The following is a 21005-nucleotide window of genomic DNA, read 5'->3' on the forward strand; positions in this document are numbered from 1 at the left end:
GGACCCGCTGGCGCTCCGCCGGGGTGACGCACAGGGCGTCGCCGTCCCACGCGTCACGCCAGACGTAGCCCGGCGGACATGGTTCCGCCGCGGAGCTGACGTCCGTGGCCGAAGGCCGGCCGGCCGGCGCGGTCACCGCGGTGGCCGGCAGCGCAATGACGCCGGATATGAACGCGGCCGAGGTCAGCGCCATCACGTAGCGCGAGGCCCGCCGCCTGGACTGGGCGGCCGCCGGGGTGTGGAGGTCGTGGGACATGGTTGCTCCTTGATGCGTCTGAGTCGGTTCTCCTGTCCGGCCGCGCCGTCGTTCCGGCGCGACCGCACTCCAAGTAGGCGTGAGGCCGACGTGCCCCGTCATGACACGGGAACGCGTGGCTAGAGGTCCGTGAGCAGGCCTGAACGCGGACAGCGAGAAGCCGCGAGCCCGGCGAGAACCGAGTCACGATCCGGGCAGTAGCCGGAGGATCGTCCCGTCCCGGGGCGGCGGCCGGTCTGCGGTCATCACACCAGCGCGGGCAGACGAATGCCCCCGATCCGCGCCGTGTGCGCAGGTCGGGGGCATGGTCGCTTTGGCTACTTCTTCTTGCCCTGGTTCTTGACGGCCTCGATGGCGGCCGCCGCGGCGGCCGGGTCGAGGTAGGTGCCGCCGGGGTTGAGGGGCTTGAAGGAGGCGTCCAGCTCGTAGGAGAGCGGGATGCCGGTCGGGATGTTCAGGCCCGCGATGTCGGCGTCGGAGACGCCGTCGAGGTGCTTGACCAGGGCGCGCAGGGAGTTGCCGTGCGCGGCGACCAGGACCGTGCGGCCGGTGAGCAGGTCCGGGACGATCGCGTCGTACCAGTACGGCAGCATGCGGACGACGACGTCCTTGAGGCACTCGGTGCGCGGGCGCAGCTCCGGCGGGATCGAGGCGTAGCGCGGGTCCTCGGACTGCGAGAACTCCGTACCGTCCTCGAGCGCCGGCGGCGGGGTGTCGTACGAGCGGCGCCACAGCATGAACTGCTCCTCGCCGAACTCGGCGAGGGTCTGGGCCTTGTCCTTGCCCTGGAGGGCGCCGTAGTGGCGCTCGTTCAGGCGCCAGGAGCGGTGGACCGGGATCCAGTGGCGGTCGGCGGCCTCGAGCGCCATCTGCGCGGTGCGGATCGCGCGCTTCTGGAGCGAGGTGTGCACGACGTCGGGGAGCAGGCCGGCGTCCTTGAGCAGCTCACCGCCGCGGACCGCCTCCTTCTCGCCCTTCTCGTTGAGATTGACGTCCACCCAGCCGGTGAACAGGTTCTTCGCGTTCCATTCGCTCTCGCCGTGGCGGAGGAGGATCAGCTTGTACGGTGCGTCGGCCATGCGTACGAGCCTAATGGACGCGCCCGGCCGCCCGCGCGCGTCGTACACGACGTCCGGAGGGCCCCCGATTGACGGCAGCCGTCAATCCAGTGGCTCCGCAAGCCTGATATCCGTAGGGTGCGAACTCGAAGAGGGGTACTTACATCGCCGGGGGGATTCCGTATGTCCGTTGCCAGTCTGAGGCGGGCCGCTCGAGAGAGCGTGTCGGGCCTGCCGCGCGAGTTCTGGTGGCTCTGGACGAGCACGCTGGTCAATCGGCTCGGGGCCTTCGTCGCCACCTTCATGACCTTGTACCTGACGCTGGAGCGGGGCTATTCGGCCTCGTTCGTGGGACTCGTGGTGGCTCTCCACGGCCTCGGCGGTGTGGTCTCGTCGGTGGTCGCGGGGGTCCTGACGGACCGGCTGGGCCGGCGGCCCACGCTGGTCGCGGCGCAGGCGTCGACCGCGTTCTCGGTGGCGCTCCTCGGCTTCATGCAGCATCCGGCGGCGATCGCGGGGGTGGCTCTGCTGGTCGGCATGACCTCCAACGCCTCGCGCCCCGCGGTGCAGGCGATGATGGCGGACATCGTCCGTCCCGAGGACCGGGTACGCGCCTTCGCGCTGAACTACTGGGCCATCAACCTCGGCTTCGCCGTCAGTTCGACGGCGGCGGGCTTCGTCGCGGAGTACAGCTACCTGGCCGGGTTCCTCGGCGAGGCGGCCCTGACGCTGGCCTGCGCGGTGCTCGTGTACGTCAAGCTGCCGGAGTCGCGGCCCGTGCGGACGGAGGCGGAGAAGGCGGCCGCCGAGCCGGCGACCGGGCTGGGGACGGTGCTGCGGGACGGCCGGTTCATGGGTGTGGTCGGGCTGTCGTTCCTGATCTCGCTGATCTTCATGCAGGGGTCCTTCGGACTGCCGCTCGCGATGAGCGCGGCCGGGTTCTCCACGGCCGACTTCGGCCTGGTCATCGGTGTCAACGGGCTGCTGATCGTGCTCCTGCAGATCCCGGTCACGCGTCTCATCGAACGCCGGGACCCGCAGAAGCTGCTGGTCGTCTCGGCGCTGCTGGCCGGGTACGGATTCGCCCTGACGGCCTTCGGCGGCTCGGTGTGGAGCCTGGCGCTGACCGTCTGCGTGTGGACGCTGGCCGAGATCATCAACTCGCCGACGCAGATGGGGCTGGTCGCACGGCTCTCCCCGTTGCACGGGCGCGGCCGCTACCAGGGCATGTACACGCTGTCGTGGGCGGTGGCCTCGCTGGTCGCTCCGCTGATGGCGGGCTTCGTGATCCAGCACTACGGCGCGGCCTGGCTGTGGACCTCGATGGCGGCGCTGGGCATGGTGGCGGCGCTGGGGTACTGGCTGTTGATGCGGGGGCTCTCCGAGGCCGGCGCGGCCCCGGCCGTGGCCCCGGCCGTGGCCCCGGCCGTGGCCCCGGCGGTGGCCCCGGCCGTGGTCCCGGCCGTGGCGGCGCCGACGGAGCTGGTCCCGGTTCCCGTGGCGAAGACCGCGGCCGCCGCCGAGGCGTAGGCGCGGACGCGGACGGGGGCCGGACACGGACACGGGTGAGGGTGCGGGCCGCCGTGCCGATCGGGCCCTCGTCGGGCCGGGTCGGCACGCCCGTGTCAGCGGGGCGGCACCAGCGGGCGCCGCATCAGCGGGGTCCGTGTCAGGACGGCTGGGTCAGGTGCTTGAACGCGTCGAGGTTCCGGGTGGACTCTCCGCGCGAGACCCGCCATTCGTACTCCCGCCGGATCGCGCTCGCGAAGCCCAGTTCCAGCAGCGTGTTGAACGCGCCGTCGGCCGCCTCCAGGACCGTGCCGAGCAGGCGGTCCAGGTCGTCCGGGGTGATCACGGCGAGCGGGAGGCGGGCCGTCAGGTAGACGTCGCCGAGCGCGTCGACCGCGTAGGCCATGCCGTAGAGCTTGAGGTTGCGCTCCAGCAGCCAGCGGTGGACGGCCGCCTCGTTCTCGTCGGGGTGGCGGATCACGAAGGCGTTGACCGACAGGGAGTGCTTGCCGGCCTTGAGCGAGCACGTGGTGCTCAGCTTGCGGGTGCCGGGGAGCTGGACGACGTACGTACCCGGCGACGGGCTCTCCCAGCCCAGCTCCGCGCCGGTGAGGACCGCCTCGATGATCTCGGCGGTGCTCGCGTCGGTCCTGCCCTGGGCGTCAGCCATGGTGGGAGCGTACGCGACGGCGGTGGTCGTGCATCGCCGCGGTGTACACGTCCGCGGTGCCGCTCGCCGCGGTGTCCCAGCCGAAGAACTGGGCGTGCCGGGCGGCCGCCGCGCCCATCCGCTGCGAGAGCGCCGGGTCGTCCACGAAGCGCCGCAGCTCGCGGGCGTAGTCCACGGGGTCGTGCCCGGGTACGAGGATGCCCGTCACGCCGTCGTTGACGGCGACCGGCAGCCCGCCGACGGCGGCCGCCAGCACCGGGGTGCCCGTGGCCTGGGCCTCTATGGCGACGAGTCCGAAGGACTCGCTGTAGGAGGGCATGACCAGCACGGAAGCCGCCCGGAACCAGTCCGCGAGCGCGTCCTGCGCCACCGGCGGGTGGAAGTGCACGAGGTCGGCGATGCCGAGCTTCGCGGCCAGCTTCTGCAGTCCCTCCGGCTTCGCGAGCCCGCTGCCGCTGGGCCCGCCGACGACGGGTACGAACAGCCGGGAGCGCAGCGCGGGCTCGCGGTCCACCATCTCGGCGACGGCCCGCAGCAGGATGTCGGGGGCCTTGAGCGGCTGGATGCGGCCCGCGAAGAGCGGGATGACGGCGTCCCGCGGCAGCCCGAGGCGGGCGCGCGCGGCGGCCCGGCCGTCGGCGACGGCGAAGCGGTCGAGGTTCACGCCGGGGTGGACGACGGCGACCTTGGCGGGGTCGGCCTCGTAGTGGATGACGAGTTCGTCGGCTTCCTCGGCGGTGTTCGCGATGAGGCGGTCGGCGGCGACGACGATCTGCGTCTCGCCGATGACGCGGGCGGCCGGCTCGGGGGTGTCGCCCTCGGCGAGCGCCGCGTTCTTGACCTTGGCCATGGTGTGCATGGCGTGCACGAGCGGGACGCCCCAGCGCTCGGCGGCGAGCCAGCCGACGTGGCCGGAGAGCCAGTAGTGGGAGTGGACGAGGTCGTAGTAGCCGGGGCGGTGGCCGGCCCACGCCTGCATGACGCCGTGGGTGAAGGCGCACAGCTGGGCCGGCAGCTCCTCCTTGGCGAGGCCCTCGTAGGGGCCCGCGTCCACGTGCCGTACGAGGACTCCGGGCGCGAGCTCGACGACGGGCGGCAGGCCGCCGGTGGTGGCCCGGGTGAAGATCTCGACCTCGATGTTGATCGCGGCGAGGCGCTTGGCGAGCTCGACGATGTACACGTTCATGCCGCCGGCGTCGCCGGTGCCGGGCTGGTGCAGCGGTGAGGTGTGGACACTGAGCATGGCGACGCGTCGCGGCTTGCGGTGGCCTCCGACGGCGGGCAGGCGCAGGCGCGGCGGGTCGTAGCGGGTGGCGGAGCGGCCCGCGGCCGCGGCGATCCGGCCGCCGATGCTGCCGCCGAGGCGGGACACGTACTGGCTCAAGGGAGCAGTTCCTCTCGCTCGGACGGCATGGCTCGGGGAGCGACGTCGGCGCTCTTCTAGGAGTGCAACCCGTACGGCCTCGTCCCGCATTCCGGGGGCGGAAGCTTTCCTGCGCTGTTTGCCGGATTTTTATCGGGCGGGAGTCCTCCGCCTACTCTCTGCTCATGGCCTCCCGCTCCGCCCCTCCCCCACGTCGCCCCGTCGGCACCGTGACCCGCGGGACCACGAACCCGAACCGCTTGCGCCGCATGGACCGCTGGATCGCGGCGACGCACGGGGCGGTCCTGCGGCGCGCGGACGCGCCGGTGGCGGTGGACCTCGGCTACGGGGCCGCGCCCTGGACGGCGGTCGAGCTGCTGGCGCGGCTGCGGGAGGCGGCTCCGGGGGTGCGGGTGGTCGGCATCGAGATCGAACCGGCGCGGGTCGCGGGCGCGAAGCCCTACGAGCGGGAGGGCCTGATCTTCCGGCACGGCGGCTTCGAGGTGCCGCTGGAGGGCGGGATCCGGCCGGCGCTGATCCGTGCGGCGAACGTGTTGCGCCAGTACGACGAGAAGCAGGTCGCGGAGGTCTGGGAGCGGCTGTGCTCCCGGCTGTCCCCGGACGGACTGCTGGTGGAGGGGACCTGCGACGAGATCGGGCGGCGGCACGTGTGGGTCGCGCTGGGGCCCGAAGGGGCGCGCACGGTGACCTTCGCCACCCGGCTGGGCTCCCTGGAGCGCCCCTCGGACCTGGCTGAGCGGCTGCCGAAGGCGCTGATCCACCGCAATGTCCCGGGCGAGCCGGTGTACGCGTTCCTGCGGGACTTCGACCGGGCGTGGGCGGCCGCGGCGCCCTACGCCTCGTACGGGGCGCGGCAGCGCTGGATCCGGACGGCGCGGGCCCTGGCCGCCCACTGGCCGCTGGCGGACGGGCCGGCGCGGTGGCGCCAGGGGGAACTGACGGTGCGGTGGGACGCGTTGAGTCCGGTGGGGTGAGGTGGCCGGCGGGGAGCGACGTGGTGGCGGGGGCCGTGGGGACGGTTCGGGTCAATATCCACAAGGGTGTTGGAATTCGCCTACTCGTGGCACCATCCCGAAGGCAATGACAAGTTACTGACGAATAGTCATCTGGTGCCAGGGGGGACCATGGGGACACGACGGCGGGGTTCGATCGCCCTGACACTGCTGTGCGCGACGGCGCTGCTGAGCGCGCCCGGCTTCGGGGTCGGCGCCGCGTTCGCGGCGCCCGAGCCCCCGGTGGGCAAGTCCCTGGAGCAGGTCCGCACGGAGATAGAGGGCCTCTACCGTGAGGCCGGGACCGCCACGGACGCGTACAACCTGGCGGAGAGCGAGACCAGGACCCAGTCCGCGAAGATCGTCCAGATCGCCAATCTGGTCGTCGCCGGCAACGAGCGGATCACGGGTCTCAAGAGCCGCGCGGGCGCGGCCGCCCGCGCCCAGTACCGGTCGGGCGGGCTGCCGCCGGGCACGCAGCTGGCCATGAGCAACAACCCCTCGCAGTTCCTGGACGGGGCGGACCGGCTGCGCCAGGGCGAGAAGGCGACCTCGGACCTGCTCTCCGAACTGAACCGGACCCAGAGCGACTTGCAGCAGTACGCGAAGGACGCGAGCGCGCAGTGGGAGCTGCTGGAGGCCAACCGGCTCAAGCAGGAGGGCGCGAAGAAGCAGATCGAGGAGAAGATCAAGGCCGCGGAGGAGCTGGAGAGCAAGCTGGAGGCCGAGCAGAAGGCCAAGCTGCTGCAGCTCGAGCAGGAAGCGCAGTACAAGGCGCAGACGGCGTGGCTGTCGTCGGGCGCGCTGAAGGGCGCCGCGGGCTCGGCGACCTCGGAGGCCGGCAGGAGGGCCGTGCAGTTCGCGACGGCGCAGATCGGCAAGGCGTACGTGTGGGGCGCGGAGGGACCTGAGACCTTCGACTGCTCCGGCCTGACCTCCCAGGCCTGGCGGACGGCGGGCAGGACGATCCCGCGCACCTCTCAGGAGCAGCTGCGGCTGACGAAGGTCGCGATCAAGGACATGCGCCCGGGCGACCTGATCATCTACTTCGACGACGCGAGCCACGTCGGGCTGTACGTCGGGGACGGCGCGATCGTCCACGCCCCGCGTCCGGGCCGCAACGTCACCCTGGCGGGCGCGGGCTCGATGCCCATCAAGGCCGTGGTCCGGCCGGACGCGTAGGCGGGAGCGCGGCGGACGGGGAGCGGGGAGCGGGGAGCGGCTCATGGGGCGGGGCCGGGTTCCGGTTCCAGGCTCCGGGCTTCCAGGGCTCCCGGCTCCCGGCCCCCGCCGGGAGCCGGGAGCCGGGAGTCGGGAGCCAGGAGCCGGGAGGATCCGCTCCGGATCTGGCGCCGGGCCGGGGCGCCCGGCCGCCCGTGCCGACCTCTCGGTGGGCGGGACACCGTGCGGCACCGCCGTGACGTTGGTCATCGCCGACGTGGACTTTCCCCCGCGATAACGGCATATGACAGAGCCACCCTCCGGGCCCGGCATTCCGCTCGCCCCACCTGCCCGCTAGGGTCGCCCGGACGAGCGCACCCCCGAGGGTCGGGAAGGAACCGGAAACGATGCCCGCATCCGTACCCCCGCCCGCCCCCGTACCCCGGCAGAGGGACGTCCTGACCGCCGAGACCGGCTCGGGGAGCCTGTCCGGCCCGGCCTCGCTCACCCTGCTGGTGATCGAGGACGACCCGGCCGGCGGCCTCACCGTCCCCGAGATACTCGACGCCGACGGCCACCGCATCCGGCTGCGCAGCGCCCGTAACCTGACCGAGGCCGCCCGCCTGCTCACGCCCGACGTGAACTGCGTGCTGCTCGACCTCGCGCTCCCCCACGGCTCCGCCGGACCGGCCGGCTCCGCGGCCGCCGACGATCCGCTCGCCGCCCTGCGCCAGGTGCTCCGTATCGCCCCCCAGCACGCCGTCCTCGTCCTGACCTCCGAGGCCGACGCGGAACGCGCCGCGGACGCGGTGCGCGTGGGCGCCCAGGACTTCCTCTTCCGCGACGAGCTCGACGGGCGGCTCCTCAGCCGCGCCATCCGCTACGCGGTGGAGAGAAAACGGGCGGACATCGCCCAGTACAAGCTTGCAGAATCGAAACTGCGGGCCCAGGAGAACGCCCGCCTCGAGCGCGGCCTGCTCCCGCACCCGCTCCTGGAGGGCTCGGACCTCCGTTTCGCCGCGCGCTACCGCCCCGGCCGCAGCCGCGCGCTCCTCGGCGGAGATTTCTACGACACCGTCCGCACCCCCGACGGCACCGTCCACGCGATGATCGGCGACGTCTGCGGCCACGGCCCGGACGAGGCCGCCCTCGGGGTCGAGCTGCGCATCGCCTGGCGCGCGCTGACCCTGGCCGGGCTGTGCGGCGACGACCTGCTCGCCACCCTCCAGGAGGTCCTCGAGGTCGAGCGCCCCTGCGAGGAGATCTTCGCGACCCTCTGCACGGTGGACATCGCCCCGGACGGACGTCGCGCGGGCCTGTGCCTGGCGGGCCACCCGGCGCCGCTGATATCCAGGCCGGGCCGCCCCGCGCGGCTCCTCCCGTACGAGAACAACGGCCCCGCGCTCGGTCTGCTGCCCAGGGCCCGGTGGCCGCGCCGCCAGGTGGAGCTGGGCGGCGCCTGGAGCCTGATGCTGTACACCGACGGCCTGATCGAGGGCCGGATCGGCCCCGGGCGCGAACGCCTCGGGCAGGACGGCATGGTCGAGATGATCAACCGCCACCTGGATTCGGGGCTGAGCGGCGAAGGCCTGCTGGAGGCCGCGGTCACCGAGGCACGCCGCCTCAACGGCGGGGAACTGACCGACGACGTCGCCGTCGTCCTGCTCTCGCGCGACGAAAGCTGAGCCCGCGCGGACCGGCGTAGGCCGACACCCGCCGACGACCGCCCCCCGCCGGCTACCGGCTTCCCGGCTACCGGCCGCCGTTGTAGGGCCCGTACGGCCCGTCGCTGCTGCTGCCGCCGCTGCGCCGGCCGCCACCGCCCGAGACCTGCTTGAGCGCGGGGCGCACGTCGACGAAGAAGACGATGCTGGCGACCAGGCCGGCGACCTCCAGGAAGATCATCCCGAGGAAGAAGTCCGCGAGGACGGTGACGCCGAGGATGACCAGCCAGAAGGTCTTGGTCTGCTTGTCGGCCGCGCGGTAGGCGTCCTCACGGGCCAGCAGCGCGAGCACGAAGGCCGCGACGGCGAGCCCGAGCATGGCGTACCCGAGGAGCGGGCGCACTCCGTTGTCGAACTCGTCCATCAACATCGCCTGACCGCCTTCTCACGCCTGTACCCCGGATGCCGTCCGTTTCCAAGCTACCGGCAGAGCCGCCTTCGCAAACACCAACGGACCGGACGCCCCTCAGGTGCCCGGTCCGTCGCGTCGTACTCAGCTCTCGTCGGCCGTGACCGGGGCTTCCTTCTTGGCCGGGGCCTTGCGCGCGGCGGCCTTCCTCGGCGCCGGCTTCTCCTCTGCGGAAGTGCTCCGCCCGGCCGCCACCGGCTCGGGCGCGGACTTGGTCCCGGACTCCGGCTCGACGACGACGGCGATGTCGACGATCTCCTCGGAGACCTCGCCGCGCCAGGCCCGTACGGCCTGCTCACCGTGCTCGGCGACCTTGTCGTAGGCCTCCTTGGCCTTGACCGCGTACTCGGCGGCCACGCCGACCCCGCGCAGGGCCAGGTCCTGGGCGGTCTCGCCGAGCTTCTTGGCGTCGATCGCCCCGAACACCTCGGCGACCTTGGCGCTGACCGCCTCCTGGGCCTCCTTGGCCTTGTCCTGGACGGCCTTCGGGTCGGTGTTCCGCACGGCCTCGATGCGCGCGGGGGCCTCGGCGCGCAGCTGCTCGATCAGGCCGGGCACCTTCTTGGCCTGCTGCACGGCCAGGTCCGCGGTGCCGGCGGCGAAGTAGAGCGGGGTCGGGTCGGTGAGGGTCTTCTTCAGGTCATCGGCGATGGCCATGTGGTGGTCCTCCCGGATCACGGTCTCAGTTCGTGTGGTGCGTCTGGGCATCATCGGCATCGGGTCCGCCGGAGCCTTCGGTGCCGTCGGAGCCATCGGCGGCGACAGCGCCCCCGGAGCCGTCGGCATCGGCATCGGCTTCGGCTCGCGCCTGCGCCTGCGCCTGCGCCTCGGCGGCGTTCTCCTTGCGGAAGGACTCGTAGATCTGGAGCAGCACGTGCTTCTGCTGCTCGCCTATCGACGGATCGGCGAGGATCACGGCCCTCGTCTCGACCTCGTCCCGGTCCCGTTCGTCCAGGATTCCGGCCTGCACGTACAGCGTCTCGGCGGAGATCCGCAGCGCCTTGGCGAGCTGCTGGAGGATGTCCGCGCTCGGCTTGCGCAGCCCGCGCTCGATCTGGCTGAGGTAGGGGTTCGACACCCCGGCCGCATCGGCCAGCTGCCGCAGCGAGAGCTGCGCCTGCCGCCGCTGCTCGCGCAGGTATTCGCCGAGATTTCCGACGTTGAGCGATGCCATGCTCCGATCCTGCCGCACCTTGCTAACTATTGCAAGCAGGCGCTTGCAATAGCTCGCGGGTCGCGGTGCGGTACAGCTGTGGGTGATCCGAACGAGCGTCCCCCTTCGATCAGTCGAGGCCTTCGATGATGCGGAAGTCGCGTTCGACGCCGTCGGAGAGGGCGGCCAGCGCCTCCTGGTACGCCTCGCTCTCGCGTGCGGCGACGGCCTGTTCGAAGCTGTCGAACTCGATCAGGACGGTGCGTTCGGCCATTCCGGCATCGTGTGCGACGGCCCGGCCACCACGGGCGAGGAGCCGTCCGCCCGCGGCCCGGACGGCCGGACCGGCCAGCTCGTTGTAGGCAGCCAGCTTCTCGGGGTCGGAGATGGTGCGGTAGGCGCTGACCCAGTAGCCCTTGGCCATGGAATCCTCCAGTGTCGTGAAGTTCTCTGCCGACGTTCGCCGGCGGCAGGATGGGCTCATTCGGACGCGAGGTCCGGGGAGTCGCCGCGGAGCAGGGGTTGCAGCAGCGGGACGTAGAGGTCGGCGACCTCCTCGGGGTCGAGCCGGGTGAGCCGGTCGGCCTGGACGGTCGCGTAGAGGGCGCCGAGGCCGAGCAGCACGCCGATGGCCATCTCCGCCCTCAGCGGGGCTCCCGGGCCGGGGAGGTGGGCGGCGAGGGCGTCGATGACCTGGGCGCGGAAGTTGGCCCGTGCCTGCCCGCCGAGCTCCAGGTGGTGGCGGGAGAAGGCGATGCGCAGGATCGGGTCGCGGGTCTGGCCGCGTTGGGTGGCCAGCAGGTGCAGGACCATGTGCCGGGCGAGGCGGTCCAGGGGGGCGTCGAAGAGGGCGGAGGCGTCCGCGTCGAAGGTGAAGACCTGGGTGAACAGGTGCTCCTTGGTGCCGTAGTACTTCATCACCAGCGCCGGGCTGACGCCCGCGTCGGCGGCGATGGCGGCGATGGTGGTGTCGGCGTAGGCGTGGCGCGCGAAGGCCCGCCGGGCTGCGTCGAGGATGTCCGTGCGGCGCGCGTCGGCGTCACGCGGTCGTGTCGGCCGGTCCGGGCCCGAGCCGGGCATCGGCGCTGGGGCCGGCTGCTTCTGGGACGTCGTCCGCGGGCGGGCCCTGCGAGGGGAGGCGGGGTTCGGGTCGGGCATCTGGTTCGGTCTCCTGGAGGGGGAACAGCGCGGGCCGCGGCGGGCGCGGGATGAGGCAGGCCGCCGCGCAGGCCAGCAGCGCGACCGCACCCGCTGCGGCGAAGGCCGTGCGGTACCCGTCCAGGGTCGGCGCCGCCACGGCCGCGCCGGGCGGGTCGGTGAACAGACGGGTGTGCTGGGCCAGCACGGTGGCCACCACCGCACTGCACAAGGCCTGCCCGATGGTGCGCATCAGGACGTTGAGGCCGTTCGCCGCGGCGGTCTGCTCCGGCGGCACCGCCCGCATGATCAGCATGGGGAGTGCGGAGTAGGCGAGCGCCGTGCCGACCGAGACCACGGCCGCGCCCGCGATGACCGCCCACAGCTGACGGCTGTCGGCGAAGCGCAGACCGTAGCCGGCCGCGATGACCACCGTGCCCAGGGCGAGGGTGGCCTTGGCCCCGCGGGCCGCGGACATGCGAGCGGACAGGGAGGCGCACAGCACCATGATCACACCGCTGGGCAGCAGACAGGCGCCCGCCGCCACCACCGAGAGCCCGAGCCCGTACCCGGTGACCCGGGGCGCCTGTACCAGTTGCGCGGTGACCAGGGAGTTGGCATAGAAGGCGAATCCGGCCAGCAGCGCGGCAAGGTGCGGCAGCAGCACTTCCGGACGCGTCGCCAGCCGCACGTCCACCAGCGGCCGCGGCGCACGGCGCTGGTGCGCGGTCCAGCCGGTCAGGATCAGCAGCGCCGCCCCCGACAGTCCCAGCGTCCGCCGACTGCCCCAGCCCCACTCGCCCGCCTTGGACAGCGCCAGCAGCAAGAGCACCAGCCCCGTACTCAGCCCGAACGCCCCCGGCAGGTCGAAACGCCCCGGCGACCGGACCGGCTCCTCCCGCAGCAGCCGCCAGGCCAGGGCGAGCACGCCCGTCGAGAGCACGGTCATGGCCCAGAACATCGCGTGCCAGTCCGCGTACTCCACCAGCAGCGCGGCCAGCGGCAGCCCGAGCGCCGCACCGATGCCCACCGTCGAACTCATCAGCGCCACCGCCGAACCCGTCCGCCGCGGCGGCAGCACACCCCGCAGAAAACTGATCGCCAGCGGCACCACCGCCGCCCCCACACCCTGCAGCGCCCGCCCCGCCAGCAGCCACGCAAGCGTGGAGGCGAACGCACACACCACCGATCCGACGGCAAGCGCCCCGAGCGCGAGCAGCAGCATCCGCCGCTTGCCGTACATGTCCCCGGCCCGCCCCAGCAGCGGGGTGGCGACCGCACCGGTCAGCAGGGTGATCGTGACCACCCACCCGACGTCGACCGGAGCCGCACCGGTCAGCCGGGGCAACCGCGGCAGCAGCGGCACGACCGCGGTCTGCACCAGCGTGGTGACGATGCCGCCGGCCGCCAGCACGGCCAGGACGCCACGGTCGGCGACCGGAGCCGTCGACGGATGCGCATCAGCGGGCACAGCGGGACCCTCTCCGAGGTGAATGGCGTTCACCAACGTAAGTGAACGCCATTCACCTCGCAAGGGGCGTGGGCCGACAGACCCGCAGCCCTGCGGCCCCTGCACCTCTGCACCCCTGCACCCCTGCACCCCTGCACCCCCGAGCGAATCACTCCGCAGTTCGTAGGCCCGGCCCTACAGTGAAGCGCCAGGTAAACGATCTTGAACCGGCTCTGCGAAGGAGTGCGTCATGGGGGACGTGAAGGACACGGGGGACGTGCGGCACAGGGGGGCGGCCGACGCGTCGGCCGAGGAGCTCGAGGAGTACCGGGGGGAGCTGACCGGGTACTGCTACCGGATGCTGGGGTCCTACGCCGAGGCCGAGGACGCCGTGCAGGAGGCGCTGGTCCGGGCGTGGCGGAGCATCGACCGCTTCGAGGGCCGGTCCGCGGTGCGGACGTGGCTGTACCGGATCGCCACCCGTGTGTGTCTGGACGCCCTCGCCTCGGGCAAGCGGCGGGCGCTGCCGATGGACCTGTCCGGCCCGAGCGAGGGCGGTACGCCGCCGGCGCCCCCGCAGGACGCCGTCCTGTGGGTCGAGCCCTGTCCCGGCGGTGATCCGGAGGCGGCCGCGACGGCGGATGAGTCGGTGCGGCTGGCGTTCGTCGCCGCGCTGCAGCACCTGCCGCCCCGGCAGCGGGCCACACTGATCCTGCGCGACGTCCTGGGCTTCTCGGCGCGGGAAGTCGCCGACCTGCACGGCGCCACCGTCGCCTCGGCCAACAGCGCGCTGCAGCGGGCGCGGGCCACACTGGCAGGCCGCCGCGCGACGGACGGGCCGGCCGCCGGGCCGTTCGCCGCGACCTCCGCCGCGACCTCCGCCGCGACGTCCGCCGCGACGTCCGACGTCAGCGTCCGGCGCGTGCTGGCCGAGCGGTACGCCACGGCCTTCTCCCGCTACGACATGGAGGAGCTGAACATGCTCCTGCACCTGGACGCCACGCTGTGCCTGCCCCCGTACGCGCAGTGGATGCGCGGTGCTCCCGACATCCGGGCGTGGCTCACCGGCCCCGCGATCGGCTGCCGGGGCTCGCGCCTGGTCCCGACCGCCGCGAACGGCTCCCCCGCCTTCGGCCAGTACCGCCCCCACCCGGACGGCGTCGGATACGTGCCGTGGGCCCTTCACGTCCTCGCGTTCTCCGGCGACCGGATCAGCGGCATCGCGGCCTTCCGTGACACCGAGCGCCTCTTCCCGCGCTTCGGTCTGCCGGACCGGCTGGGCGAGGACGACCGACCCGGCGCCGACGCCTGAGCACGTGGTCCCGCTCTCGAGAGGCGGTCCCGTTCCCGCCCGACCGGAGCGCGAACTGAGTATCCGTACGGATGGTGCGGACCGGTGCCCAGGGGCATGATCGCCGCGTGACCGACTCCTCCGCACCGACTCCGAAGAACTGGCGCACGCCCGTCGTGCTCCTCTGCGTGACCGCCCTGCTCCTGCTGCCCCCGGTGCTCTTCTGGTACCACAGCGCGCAGAGCGCCCTCGCGCACAAGAGCGGATCCGACTGGCGGGGCAATCACCGGACGAAGCAGGGCCTCGAGCACGCCGCCCTGCTGATCGCCGGCGTGCCCTCCCTCGGGGCCCTGATCGGCTGGGTCTGCGGCAATGCGAAGGGCCGCCCCGGGGTCTGGACGGCGGGCGGGGCACTCCTGGGCACCGTGGCCCTGTGGGTCGTCGTCTTCGTCGCCGTGTGCGTCTCGCTCAGCCGCACGCAGTTCTCCGTCTGAGCCGGGGACGAGGGCGAGGGCAGAGGGGCGAGGGCAGCGGGTTGGGGGCCGGGCGCCGTCGGCCGCCGCCCGGTCCGCTACGCCGTCGCGACGACCACCGTCGCGTAGTACTCCTCCGAGGTCACCGCCCGCACGGACAGGCCCGCCGCCGCCAGGGCCGCCGCCGTGACGGAGGACTGGCGGGCACTCGTCTCGATCAGCAGCCGGCCCCCCGGGGCGAGCCAGGGCGGGGCGCCCTCCGCCACCCGGCGGTGGATGTCCAGGCCGTCCGCGCCGCCGTCCAGGGAGACGGGCGGTTCGTGGTCGCGGGCCTCCGCCGGAAGCAGCCCCAGCTCGGAGGTGGGGACGTAGGGGGCGTTGACCACGAGGACGTCCACCCGGCCCCGGAGCGCGGCCGGAAGGGGCGCGTAGAGGTCGCCCTCCCAGACCTGCCCGCCGTACGGGGCCACGTTGCGACGGGCGTACACGAGCGCGACCGGGTCGATGTCGGCGGCGTGCAGTACGGCGCCCGGGACCTGGGCCGCCACCGCCGCGCCCAGCGCGCCCACTCCGCAGCACAGGTCCACGACCACCGCGCCGGGGCGGGCCGAGGCCACCGCCTCCTGCGCCAGGAACTCGCTGCGCCTGCGCGGCACGAAGGCCCCTTCCCCGACCTCCATCCGCAGACCGCAGAACTGCGCCCAGCCGACCACGTGTTCCAGCGGTTCGCCCGCCACCCGCCGGGCCGCCAGTGCGGCCAGGTGCCCCTCGTCCTCGGCGGCCGCCAGCAGCAGCTCCGCCTCCTCCTCCGCGAAGACGCAGCCCGCCGCGCGCAGGAGCTCCACCAGCGCCGCCGGTGCCGCGGGTGTCGTAGGTGTCGTCATGTTTTTCCCCTTCTCAGAAGACGTCCGGGCACCACGGGCGCCGGGGCGTACGGAACACCGCGTCCGCGAGCGCCAGCGCCCCCGGCCGGGCGCCGTCCGCCACGGCGATCTCACCGAGTGCCCCCAGCCGCACCGCCGACTCGTCGCCGAGGTACAGCGCCGCCAACGCGCCGACGCCGAGGCGCAGATCGGCCGGCTCGTCCGTCCGTACGCAGTCCCCCGCGCCCGCGTCCAGCCGGTAGCGGCCGTCGGCCAGCCCGGCCCGGTCCTCGACCTCCAGGACGAGGACCCCCGGCGTGGCGTACGTCCGCGCGCTCAGGGCCCGTACGACGTCCAGCAGCCGCACCCACAGCCAGTCCGCGTGGGTCACCACACGGGCGGCGCGGGCGTCGGGCAGCAGCCGGGCGACGAGGTCGTCGGGGGCCCGGAAGCCGGTGCGGATCTTGAGCACCCAGTCGATGGAGCACAGGAACTCCCACAGCGCCCGTTCCGCGTCCGGGGTGAGCGCGAGCAACTGCCGCACCTGCAAGGTGTTCTCCGGGACCTTCCCGTCCGTCCAGTGGTCGGCGCACACGTAGGAGACCAGGCCGGTCACCTCGCCCGACGCCGTCCGGTACACGGCGTTGAACTTCTCCTTGAACGGGCGGTGGGACCATTCCTCGACGCCGGTGGTCAACCGCCACCACCGCTGATCGCGGTTGACCGCGCCCGGCGTGAGCGTCCGCACCCGCTCGTGCAGCTCGGGTCCCACCTTCCGGACCTCGTCCTGGTCCACCAGCTCGATCCGCCCGGCGGGGCCGGACGGACGGCGGCGCGCGTCCAGTCCGGTGCGCGGTACGTCGATCTCCCATTCCGAGACGGAGGCCGCGGGCCCGTACCCGTGGTGCCCGTAGATCGGGTACTCGGCGGCGATCAGCGTCGACACCACGTCGCCGCGCGCCTTCGCGGCGGCCAGCTCGACGGCCATCATCCGTGTCAGCAGTCCGCGCCGGCGGTGCGTCGGCAGCACGGTGACGTTCGTGACGGCGCTCGACGGCACGAACGCCCCGCCCGGCACGGTCAGTTCCTGGGAGAAGGAGCGGAGGGTCGCCGCGCACCGGCCGGTGGCGGTGTCGAACCCGCCCAGCGTCCGGGCCGTGTCGCCGTACTCGGCGCACTGGGCCACGTCGCTCTCGGTCGCGGTGTCCGCGCGCAGGAAGCCGGTGTGCAGGGCTCGCAGCCACTCGGGGATCTCTGATTCGGCGATCGGCCGGACGTCCACGTCCGCGTCAGCGTTCATAGCGGCCCACGCTAATCCGCCCGCCGCACCGCGTCGCCCGGTTTTTCCGCCGGGCGCGGACCCGCCGCGCGCGGCCCGCCGCGTACGGCTGCGTCGGGCGCGTACGCCTGCGGCGCCGCGTACCGCCCCGCCCCGCTCAGGCCAGCAGGTCGTCCACCTGGGCCTCGCCCTCGCGGTAGCGCCGGGTGATCTCCGCACTGCAGTCGTCCGCCGTGCGCTGGAGCTGCTGGCGGCGGCGCGAGACCTGCTGTTCGTAGCGCACCAGCCGGCCCAGGCCCTCGTGCAGTTCCCCGTCGGTCCGCGCGCCCAGGTCCGAGAGCTCCACGTCGGACAGCATCTCGGCGGCCAGCAGCCGGTACTCCTCCCCGTGCGGGGTGCCGAGCGTGACGTGCCGGGCGGAGGCGCTGCGGGTGGACGGGGCGTCGGCGAGGATCTCCGACAGCCGGTCCACGACCGGCGTCTCCGGATCCGTCCGCCGGGCGAGCTCGGCCCGCAGGATGTCGATGCGGCCCTGGAGCAGCCGCCGTACGTAGCTCAGGTCGGCCTCGTCGCGCTGCGCGTCGCGGCGCAGCGTGCGCAGCTCCGGCAGGCCGAGCGCGGTGGTCGGAGTCGGCGCGGCCTCTCCGGTGCCGGTGCCGGTCCCGGAAGCGGTGCGCTGCGCGGGCGGGCGCAGGACCGACGTGTCGGTGGGCACCACGGGTTCACCGGGTACAGCGGGTGCAGCGGGTGCAGGTGCGGAGGTACCAGAAGTGTTCATCGTTCGTGTCCGTCCCCTCGACCGGTGCTGGAGGCACCGCCTGCTTGCATCGTGCCACTCCCGGTGGTGCCGATGCAGTCCCACTCCACCCGATCGGCCCCGGACGGGTGCACGCCTGGTACACAGGTGGTATGCGAGCAGTGGTGCAGAGGGTGGACGGCGCGAGCGTCGTGGTGGCCGGCGAGACCGTCGGGGAGATCGTCGGCGAGGGGCTGTGCGTGCTGGTGGGGGTGACCCATGACGACACCCCGGAAAAGGCGGCGCTGCTGGCGCGCAAACTGTGGTCGGTGCGGATCCTCGAGGCGGAGAAGTCCTGCAGCGACGTGAACGCGCCGCTGCTGGTGATCTCCCAGTTCACGCTCTACGGAGACGCCCGCAAGGGCCGCAGGCCCACGTGGAACGCGGCTGCGCCCGGCCCGGTCGCCGAACCCCTCGTGGACGAGCTCGTGGCGCAGCTGCGGGCACTGGGCGCGACGGTGGAGACGGGCCGGTTCGGAGCGGAGATGCGGGTCTCGCTGACCAACCACGGCCCGTTCACCATCGTCATCGACATCTAGTGCCGCGAGCGCCCGCGCCGTAGCGCAGGCGCTACGGCGCTACGGCGCTACGACGACCTCCTGCGCGGCGGCCGTGTCGCCGGCCAGCAGCGGCGCGTCCACCGGGACGTTCCGCTTGACCAGTGCGAGCGCGATCGGACCGAGCTCGTGGTGGCGGACGGCCGTGGTCACGAAGCCCAGCTGGCGGCCTTCCTGCCCGTCCGCGGCCAGGCGTACGGGCGCCCCGTGGGCGGGGAGCAGCACCTCGGAGCCGTCCAGGTGCAGGAAGACCAGCCGGCGCGGCGGCTTCCCCAGGTTGTGGACGCGGGCGACGGTCTCCTGGCCGCGGTAGCAGCCCTTCTGCAGGTGCACGGCGGTGCCGATCCAGCCCAGCTCGTGCGGGATGGTGCGGTGGTCGGTCTCCAGGCCGAGCCGCGGCCGGTGCGCCTCGACGCGCAGGGCCTCGTGGGCGAGCAGGCCGGCGGCCGGGCCGTGGGTGGCGGCGAAGGCCTCCAGTTCGGCGCGGGGCAGGAAGACGTCGCGGCCGTACGCGGTCTCGCGCACGGCGTGTTCCTTGGCGACCTCGGTGGTGGAGCCGGCCGGCAGGTGCACCAGGGCGAAGTCGGCGGTGGCGTCGGCGACTTCCACGCGGTAGAAGAACTTCATCGACTCCAGGTAGGAGAGGAGCGCCTCCTGGGTGCCGGGCTCGACGTGCATCCACAGGGTCTCGCCGTCGTCGACGAGGTAGAGCGCGTGCTCGATGTGGCCGTTCGCTGAGAGGATCAACGCCTCGGTGGCCTGGCCCGCCGGGAGCTCGGTGACGTGCTGAGTGATCAGCAGGTGCATCCAGCTCAGCCGGTCCGGGCCGGTGACGGTGAGTACCCCGCGGTGGGAGAGGTCGACGAAGCCGCGTCCGTCGGCCAGGGCGCGCTGTTCTCCGTACAGCTCTCCGTAGTGGGCGGCGACGCCCTCGTCGCGGCCTTCGGCCGGTACGGCGCCGGGGAGATGGAGCAAGGGGCTGCTGGTCATGCCCCCAGCCTACGACCCTCCCGCGGCCTCCTGAGGAGTCTTCGCGGCCCGGCCGTCGCGGTGGGGGGCCGCGCACTTCTTGCAGAGTCCGAAGATCGCGAAGTGCTTCATGTCGGTCTCGAAGCCGAAGGTGTCCCGGAGCTCGGCCGTGAAGCCGGCTGCGACGTCCAGGTCCGCCTCGATGACGTCGGCGCAGTCGCGGCAGACCAGGTGGATGTGGTGGTGCCGGTCGGCGAGGTGGTACGTCGGGGCCCCGTGCCCGAGGTGGGCGTGCGAGACGAGCTTCAGCTCCTCCAGGAGCTCCAGCGTGCGGTAGACCGTGGAGATGTTGACCCCGGAGGCCGTCTTGCGCACCTCGGCGAGGATCTCGTCCGGGGTCCCGTGCTCCAGGGCGTCGACGGCTTCGAGCACGAGTTGGCGCTGCGGCGTGAGGCGGTACCCGCGCTGGCGCAGGTCGCTCTTCCAGTCGCCGCCGTCCGCTCCGGCGATGCCGGCGGCCGTCCGGGTGCTGGCGTTGGTGCTCTCGGTTCTGTCGCTGGTCACCACCCGGCCAGTGTAGGCCGCGGTCCCCGCCACCCCAACTGTCTGCGCGTTCCGATCGGATGATAGGCATGCGTCGCGATCTCCCGGAGTTCGCGTGCCCCTCCCGTGCTGCCCGGTAAGGAACCCCGTGTCCATTTCCACCCCCCGGCCCGGTGCCGCGGTGACCGCCGCCGCCCTCCTCGCCGCGGCAACCCTGCTGCTCAGCGGCTGCGGCGGGCCCGCCGACGCACCGCGTACCGCGGCCGCGGACGCGGAGGCTCCGGCCTCCGTACCGGGGACGGCCACCGCCTCCCCGGCACCCTCCGGCTCCCCTTCGGCCTCCGCCTCCGCATCGGCCTCGGGATCCCCTTCCGCTTCGGCCTCCCCCGGCGCCTCCGCGTCCGCGTCGGGGACGGCCTCCGCCGCCCCGGGCGACCCGAAGGCTCCGGGCGGGGGCGCCCCGGCGGGCGCCCCGGCCGGCTCCTCCTCGGGGGGCTCCTTCACCGGGCTGGCCTTCGACACCTGCACCGCGCCGTCCGCCGCCACGATGAACGCGTGGCGCGGGACCTCCCCGTACGGGGCCGTGGCCGTCTACGTCGGCGGCAAGAACCGCGGCTGCGCGCAGCCGCAGCTCACCGCCTCCTGGGTGAGCACGGTCAGCGCGGCCGGCTGGAAGCTGATCCCGCTCTACGTCGGCGCCCAGCCCCCGTGCCAGACCGGCTCCAGCCCGGAGAAGATCACCGCCGCCACGGCGCAGTCGCTGGGCGCGGCCGACGGCGCGGACGCGGTGGCCAAGGCCTCCGCGCTGGGCATGCGGGCGGGCAGCACGCTCTACCTGGACATGGAGGCGTACAGCACCGCCGACACGGCCTGCGCGGACGCGGTCCTCACCTACGTCAAGTCCTTCGACCGGACGGTGAAGGCGAAGTCCTACCGGCCCGGCTTCTACGGGTTCGCCTCCTCCAGCGCCGCCGGCATCGCCAAGGCGGCCGAGCGCGGCGAGGCCGATCTGCCCGAGGCCCTCTGGTACGCCAAGTACGACGGCGCCGCCGACACCGCCGGGAGCTGGCCGTACTCCGCCGGCCTGTTCTCCGGGCACCGGCGCGGGCACCAGTACCAGGTCAACCAGCGCGAGACGTACGGCGGCGCCACCGTGACCGTGGACCGCAACGCCTGGGACGGACCGGTCGCGATCACCGGCTGACCACGGGACGCGAGGAGCCCCCGGCAGCCGTGGGCGAATTCAAGGGGTCGTGGCAACACCGCTGGTCATGCGGCTGTTGTGAGGAGCTTAGCGAGGCGCTCGGCTGGGGTTTCCCAGTCGAGCGTCT

The 21005-nt window shown here is 73.2% G+C and carries 23 protein-coding genes; 8 read left to right on the plus strand and 15 right to left on the minus strand.

Annotated features, from left to right (window positions below):
• Positions 1-256 (minus strand): hypothetical protein (locus ABZY44_RS25620; RefSeq protein WP_356657668.1); only part of this gene is annotated, 256 nt, incomplete at its 3' end.
• A 317-nt stretch (positions 257-573) separates the two neighbouring features.
• The gene (locus ABZY44_RS25625; protein WP_356657670.1) at positions 574-1335 is read right to left on the minus strand and encodes a phosphoglyceromutase; all 762 of its coding nucleotides are present in this window, start codon (positions 1333-1335) and stop codon (positions 574-576) included.
• A gap of 162 nt (positions 1336-1497) precedes the next feature.
• Between ABZY44_RS25625 and ABZY44_RS25630 the strand changes: the two genes are divergently transcribed.
• On the plus strand, positions 1498-2844 hold the full coding sequence (locus ABZY44_RS25630; RefSeq protein WP_356657672.1) for an MFS transporter: 1347 nt from the start codon (positions 1498-1500) through the stop codon (positions 2842-2844).
• Between the two features lie 139 nt (positions 2845-2983).
• On the opposite strand, the gene ABZY44_RS25635 is transcribed toward ABZY44_RS25630, so the two are convergent.
• Together ABZY44_RS25635 and mshA are read right to left on the minus strand one after the other, a co-directional pair.
• Positions 2984-3493 (minus strand): YbjN domain-containing protein, encoded by a 510-nt coding sequence (locus ABZY44_RS25635; protein WP_356657674.1) that lies wholly within the window; start codon positions 3491-3493, stop codon positions 2984-2986.
• Positions 3486-4832 (minus strand): D-inositol-3-phosphate glycosyltransferase, encoded by a 1347-nt coding sequence (gene mshA / locus ABZY44_RS25640; RefSeq protein ID WP_356657710.1) that lies wholly within the window; start codon positions 4830-4832, stop codon positions 3486-3488. Before mshA ends, ABZY44_RS25635 begins: the two co-directional genes overlap by 8 nt.
• 209 nt (positions 4833-5041) lie before the next feature.
• On the opposite strand from mshA, the gene ABZY44_RS25645 reads away from it, so the two are divergent.
• From ABZY44_RS25645 to ABZY44_RS25655, 3 genes are all read left to right on the plus strand, one after another.
• A complete protein-coding gene (locus tag ABZY44_RS25645) occupies positions 5042-5851 on the plus strand; it encodes a class I SAM-dependent methyltransferase (protein ID WP_356657676.1) in 810 nt (269 codons plus the stop codon).
• 150 nt (positions 5852-6001) lie between these two features.
• Positions 6002-7051 carry an NlpC/P60 family protein gene (locus ABZY44_RS25650; protein WP_356657678.1) on the plus strand — a complete coding sequence of 350 codons (1050 nt, stop codon included), beginning with the start codon at positions 6002-6004 and terminating at the stop codon, positions 7049-7051.
• 386 nt (positions 7052-7437) lie between these two features.
• Entirely contained in the window at positions 7438-8715 is a 1278-nt protein-coding gene (locus ABZY44_RS25655) for a fused response regulator/phosphatase (protein ID WP_356657680.1), read from the plus strand.
• A 67-nt stretch (positions 8716-8782) separates the two neighbouring features.
• Here ABZY44_RS25655 and ABZY44_RS25660 read toward each other — a convergent pair whose 3' ends face one another.
• The 6 genes from ABZY44_RS25660 to ABZY44_RS25685 all read right to left on the minus strand — a co-directional run bounded on the left by ABZY44_RS25660 (position 8783) and on the right by ABZY44_RS25685 (position 12924).
• The gene (locus ABZY44_RS25660) at positions 8783-9124 is read right to left on the minus strand and encodes a DUF2516 family protein (protein ID WP_356657682.1); all 342 of its coding nucleotides are present in this window, start codon (positions 9122-9124) and stop codon (positions 8783-8785) included.
• 123 nt (positions 9125-9247) lie between these two features.
• Positions 9248-9820, minus strand: a complete 573-nt coding sequence (locus tag ABZY44_RS25665) for a hypothetical protein (RefSeq protein WP_356657684.1) — start codon at positions 9818-9820, stop codon at positions 9248-9250.
• Between the two features lie 25 nt (positions 9821-9845).
• Entirely contained in the window at positions 9846-10337 is a 492-nt protein-coding gene (locus ABZY44_RS25670; protein WP_356657686.1) for a helix-turn-helix transcriptional regulator, read from the minus strand.
• Between the two features lie 109 nt (positions 10338-10446).
• Positions 10447-10740, minus strand: coding sequence for a DUF1330 domain-containing protein (locus ABZY44_RS25675; RefSeq protein ID WP_356657688.1), 294 nt, complete (start codon positions 10738-10740; stop codon positions 10447-10449).
• A gap of 56 nt (positions 10741-10796) precedes the next feature.
• Positions 10797-11396 carry a TetR family transcriptional regulator gene (locus ABZY44_RS25680; RefSeq protein WP_356657690.1) on the minus strand — a complete coding sequence of 200 codons (600 nt, stop codon included), beginning with the start codon at positions 11394-11396 and terminating at the stop codon, positions 10797-10799.
• Positions 11356-12924 carry an MFS transporter gene (locus ABZY44_RS25685; protein ID WP_356657692.1) on the minus strand — a complete coding sequence of 523 codons (1569 nt, stop codon included), beginning with the start codon at positions 12922-12924 and terminating at the stop codon, positions 11356-11358. Before ABZY44_RS25685 ends, ABZY44_RS25680 begins: the two co-directional genes overlap by 41 nt.
• A 229-nt stretch (positions 12925-13153) precedes the next feature.
• Here ABZY44_RS25685 and ABZY44_RS25690 point away from each other — a divergent pair, with 229 nt between their 5' ends.
• The gene (locus tag ABZY44_RS25690; RefSeq protein ID WP_356657694.1) at positions 13154-14215 is read left to right on the plus strand and encodes a sigma-70 family RNA polymerase sigma factor; all 1062 of its coding nucleotides are present in this window, start codon (positions 13154-13156) and stop codon (positions 14213-14215) included.
• A 107-nt stretch (positions 14216-14322) separates the two neighbouring features.
• Positions 14323-14688, plus strand: a complete 366-nt coding sequence (locus ABZY44_RS25695; protein ID WP_356657696.1) for a hypothetical protein — start codon at positions 14323-14325, stop codon at positions 14686-14688.
• A 77-nt stretch (positions 14689-14765) separates the two neighbouring features.
• Here ABZY44_RS25695 and ABZY44_RS25700 read toward each other — a convergent pair whose 3' ends face one another.
• The 3 genes from ABZY44_RS25700 to ABZY44_RS25710 form a co-directional block, all read right to left on the minus strand.
• Positions 14766-15551, minus strand: coding sequence for a putative protein N(5)-glutamine methyltransferase (locus ABZY44_RS25700; RefSeq protein ID WP_356657698.1), 786 nt, complete (start codon positions 15549-15551; stop codon positions 14766-14768).
• A gap of 13 nt (positions 15552-15564) precedes the next feature.
• Positions 15565-16830, minus strand: coding sequence for a GNAT family N-acetyltransferase (locus ABZY44_RS25705; protein WP_356657700.1), 1266 nt, complete (start codon positions 16828-16830; stop codon positions 15565-15567).
• Positions 16831-16966: 136 nt separating this feature from the next.
• Positions 16967-17587 carry an AmfC protein gene (locus ABZY44_RS25710; RefSeq protein WP_356657702.1) on the minus strand — a complete coding sequence of 207 codons (621 nt, stop codon included), beginning with the start codon at positions 17585-17587 and terminating at the stop codon, positions 16967-16969.
• A 131-nt stretch (positions 17588-17718) separates the two neighbouring features.
• Between ABZY44_RS25710 and dtd the strand changes: the two genes are divergently transcribed.
• A complete protein-coding gene (dtd, locus tag ABZY44_RS25715; protein WP_356657704.1) occupies positions 17719-18144 on the plus strand; it encodes a D-aminoacyl-tRNA deacylase in 426 nt (141 codons plus the stop codon).
• Positions 18145-18183: 39 nt separating this feature from the next.
• Here the strand turns inward: dtd and ABZY44_RS25720 are convergent, their stop codons facing one another.
• Complete coding sequence (locus tag ABZY44_RS25720) at positions 18184-19152, minus strand: folate-binding protein (protein WP_356657706.1); 969 nt, start codon at positions 19150-19152, stop codon at positions 18184-18186.
• Between the two features lie 9 nt (positions 19153-19161).
• The gene (locus ABZY44_RS25725; RefSeq protein WP_356657712.1) at positions 19162-19641 is read right to left on the minus strand and encodes a Fur family transcriptional regulator; all 480 of its coding nucleotides are present in this window, start codon (positions 19639-19641) and stop codon (positions 19162-19164) included.
• Between the two features lie 541 nt (positions 19642-20182).
• Between ABZY44_RS25725 and ABZY44_RS25730 the strand changes: the two genes are divergently transcribed.
• Positions 20183-20878, plus strand: coding sequence for a glycoside hydrolase domain-containing protein (locus ABZY44_RS25730; protein WP_356657714.1), 696 nt, complete (start codon positions 20183-20185; stop codon positions 20876-20878).
• Positions 20879-21005: the final 127 nt, after the last annotated feature.

Source organism: Streptomyces sp. NPDC006544 (assembly GCF_040611715.1).
In the GTDB taxonomy this organism is placed as follows: domain Bacteria; phylum Actinomycetota; class Actinomycetes; order Streptomycetales; family Streptomycetaceae; genus Streptomyces.

Coding starts and splice junctions, on each gene's coding strand:
- ABZY44_RS25710 (WP_356657702.1), bottom strand. CDS start 17,587: ATGAACACTTCTGGTACCTCCGCACCTGCACCCGCTGCACCCGCTGTA.
- ABZY44_RS25720 (WP_356657706.1), bottom strand. CDS start 19,152: ATGACCAGCAGCCCCTTGCTCCATCTCCCCGGCGCCGTACCGGCCGAA.
- ABZY44_RS25680 (WP_356657690.1), bottom strand. CDS start 11,396: ATGCCCGGCTCGGGCCCGGACCGGCCGACACGACCGCGTGACGCCGAC.
- ABZY44_RS25645 (WP_356657676.1), top strand. CDS start 5,042: ATGGCCTCCCGCTCCGCCCCTCCCCCACGTCGCCCCGTCGGCACCGTG.
- ABZY44_RS25630 (WP_356657672.1), top strand. CDS start 1,498: ATGTCCGTTGCCAGTCTGAGGCGGGCCGCTCGAGAGAGCGTGTCGGGC.
- ABZY44_RS25660 (WP_356657682.1), bottom strand. CDS start 9,124: ATGTTGATGGACGAGTTCGACAACGGAGTGCGCCCGCTCCTCGGGTAC.
- ABZY44_RS25700 (WP_356657698.1), bottom strand. CDS start 15,551: ATGACGACACCTACGACACCCGCGGCACCGGCGGCGCTGGTGGAGCTC.
- ABZY44_RS25665 (WP_356657684.1), bottom strand. CDS start 9,820: ATGGCCATCGCCGATGACCTGAAGAAGACCCTCACCGACCCGACCCCG.
- dtd (WP_356657704.1), top strand. CDS start 17,719: ATGCGAGCAGTGGTGCAGAGGGTGGACGGCGCGAGCGTCGTGGTGGCC.
- ABZY44_RS25625 (WP_356657670.1), bottom strand. CDS start 1,335: ATGGCCGACGCACCGTACAAGCTGATCCTCCTCCGCCACGGCGAGAGC.
- ABZY44_RS25705 (WP_356657700.1), bottom strand. CDS start 16,830: ATGAACGCTGACGCGGACGTGGACGTCCGGCCGATCGCCGAATCAGAG.
- ABZY44_RS25655 (WP_356657680.1), top strand. CDS start 7,438: ATGCCCGCATCCGTACCCCCGCCCGCCCCCGTACCCCGGCAGAGGGAC.
- ABZY44_RS25690 (WP_356657694.1), top strand. CDS start 13,154: ATGGGGGACGTGAAGGACACGGGGGACGTGCGGCACAGGGGGGCGGCC.
- ABZY44_RS25675 (WP_356657688.1), bottom strand. CDS start 10,740: ATGGCCAAGGGCTACTGGGTCAGCGCCTACCGCACCATCTCCGACCCC.
- ABZY44_RS25635 (WP_356657674.1), bottom strand. CDS start 3,493: ATGGCTGACGCCCAGGGCAGGACCGACGCGAGCACCGCCGAGATCATC.
- ABZY44_RS25670 (WP_356657686.1), bottom strand. CDS start 10,337: ATGGCATCGCTCAACGTCGGAAATCTCGGCGAATACCTGCGCGAGCAG.
- ABZY44_RS25650 (WP_356657678.1), top strand. CDS start 6,002: ATGGGGACACGACGGCGGGGTTCGATCGCCCTGACACTGCTGTGCGCG.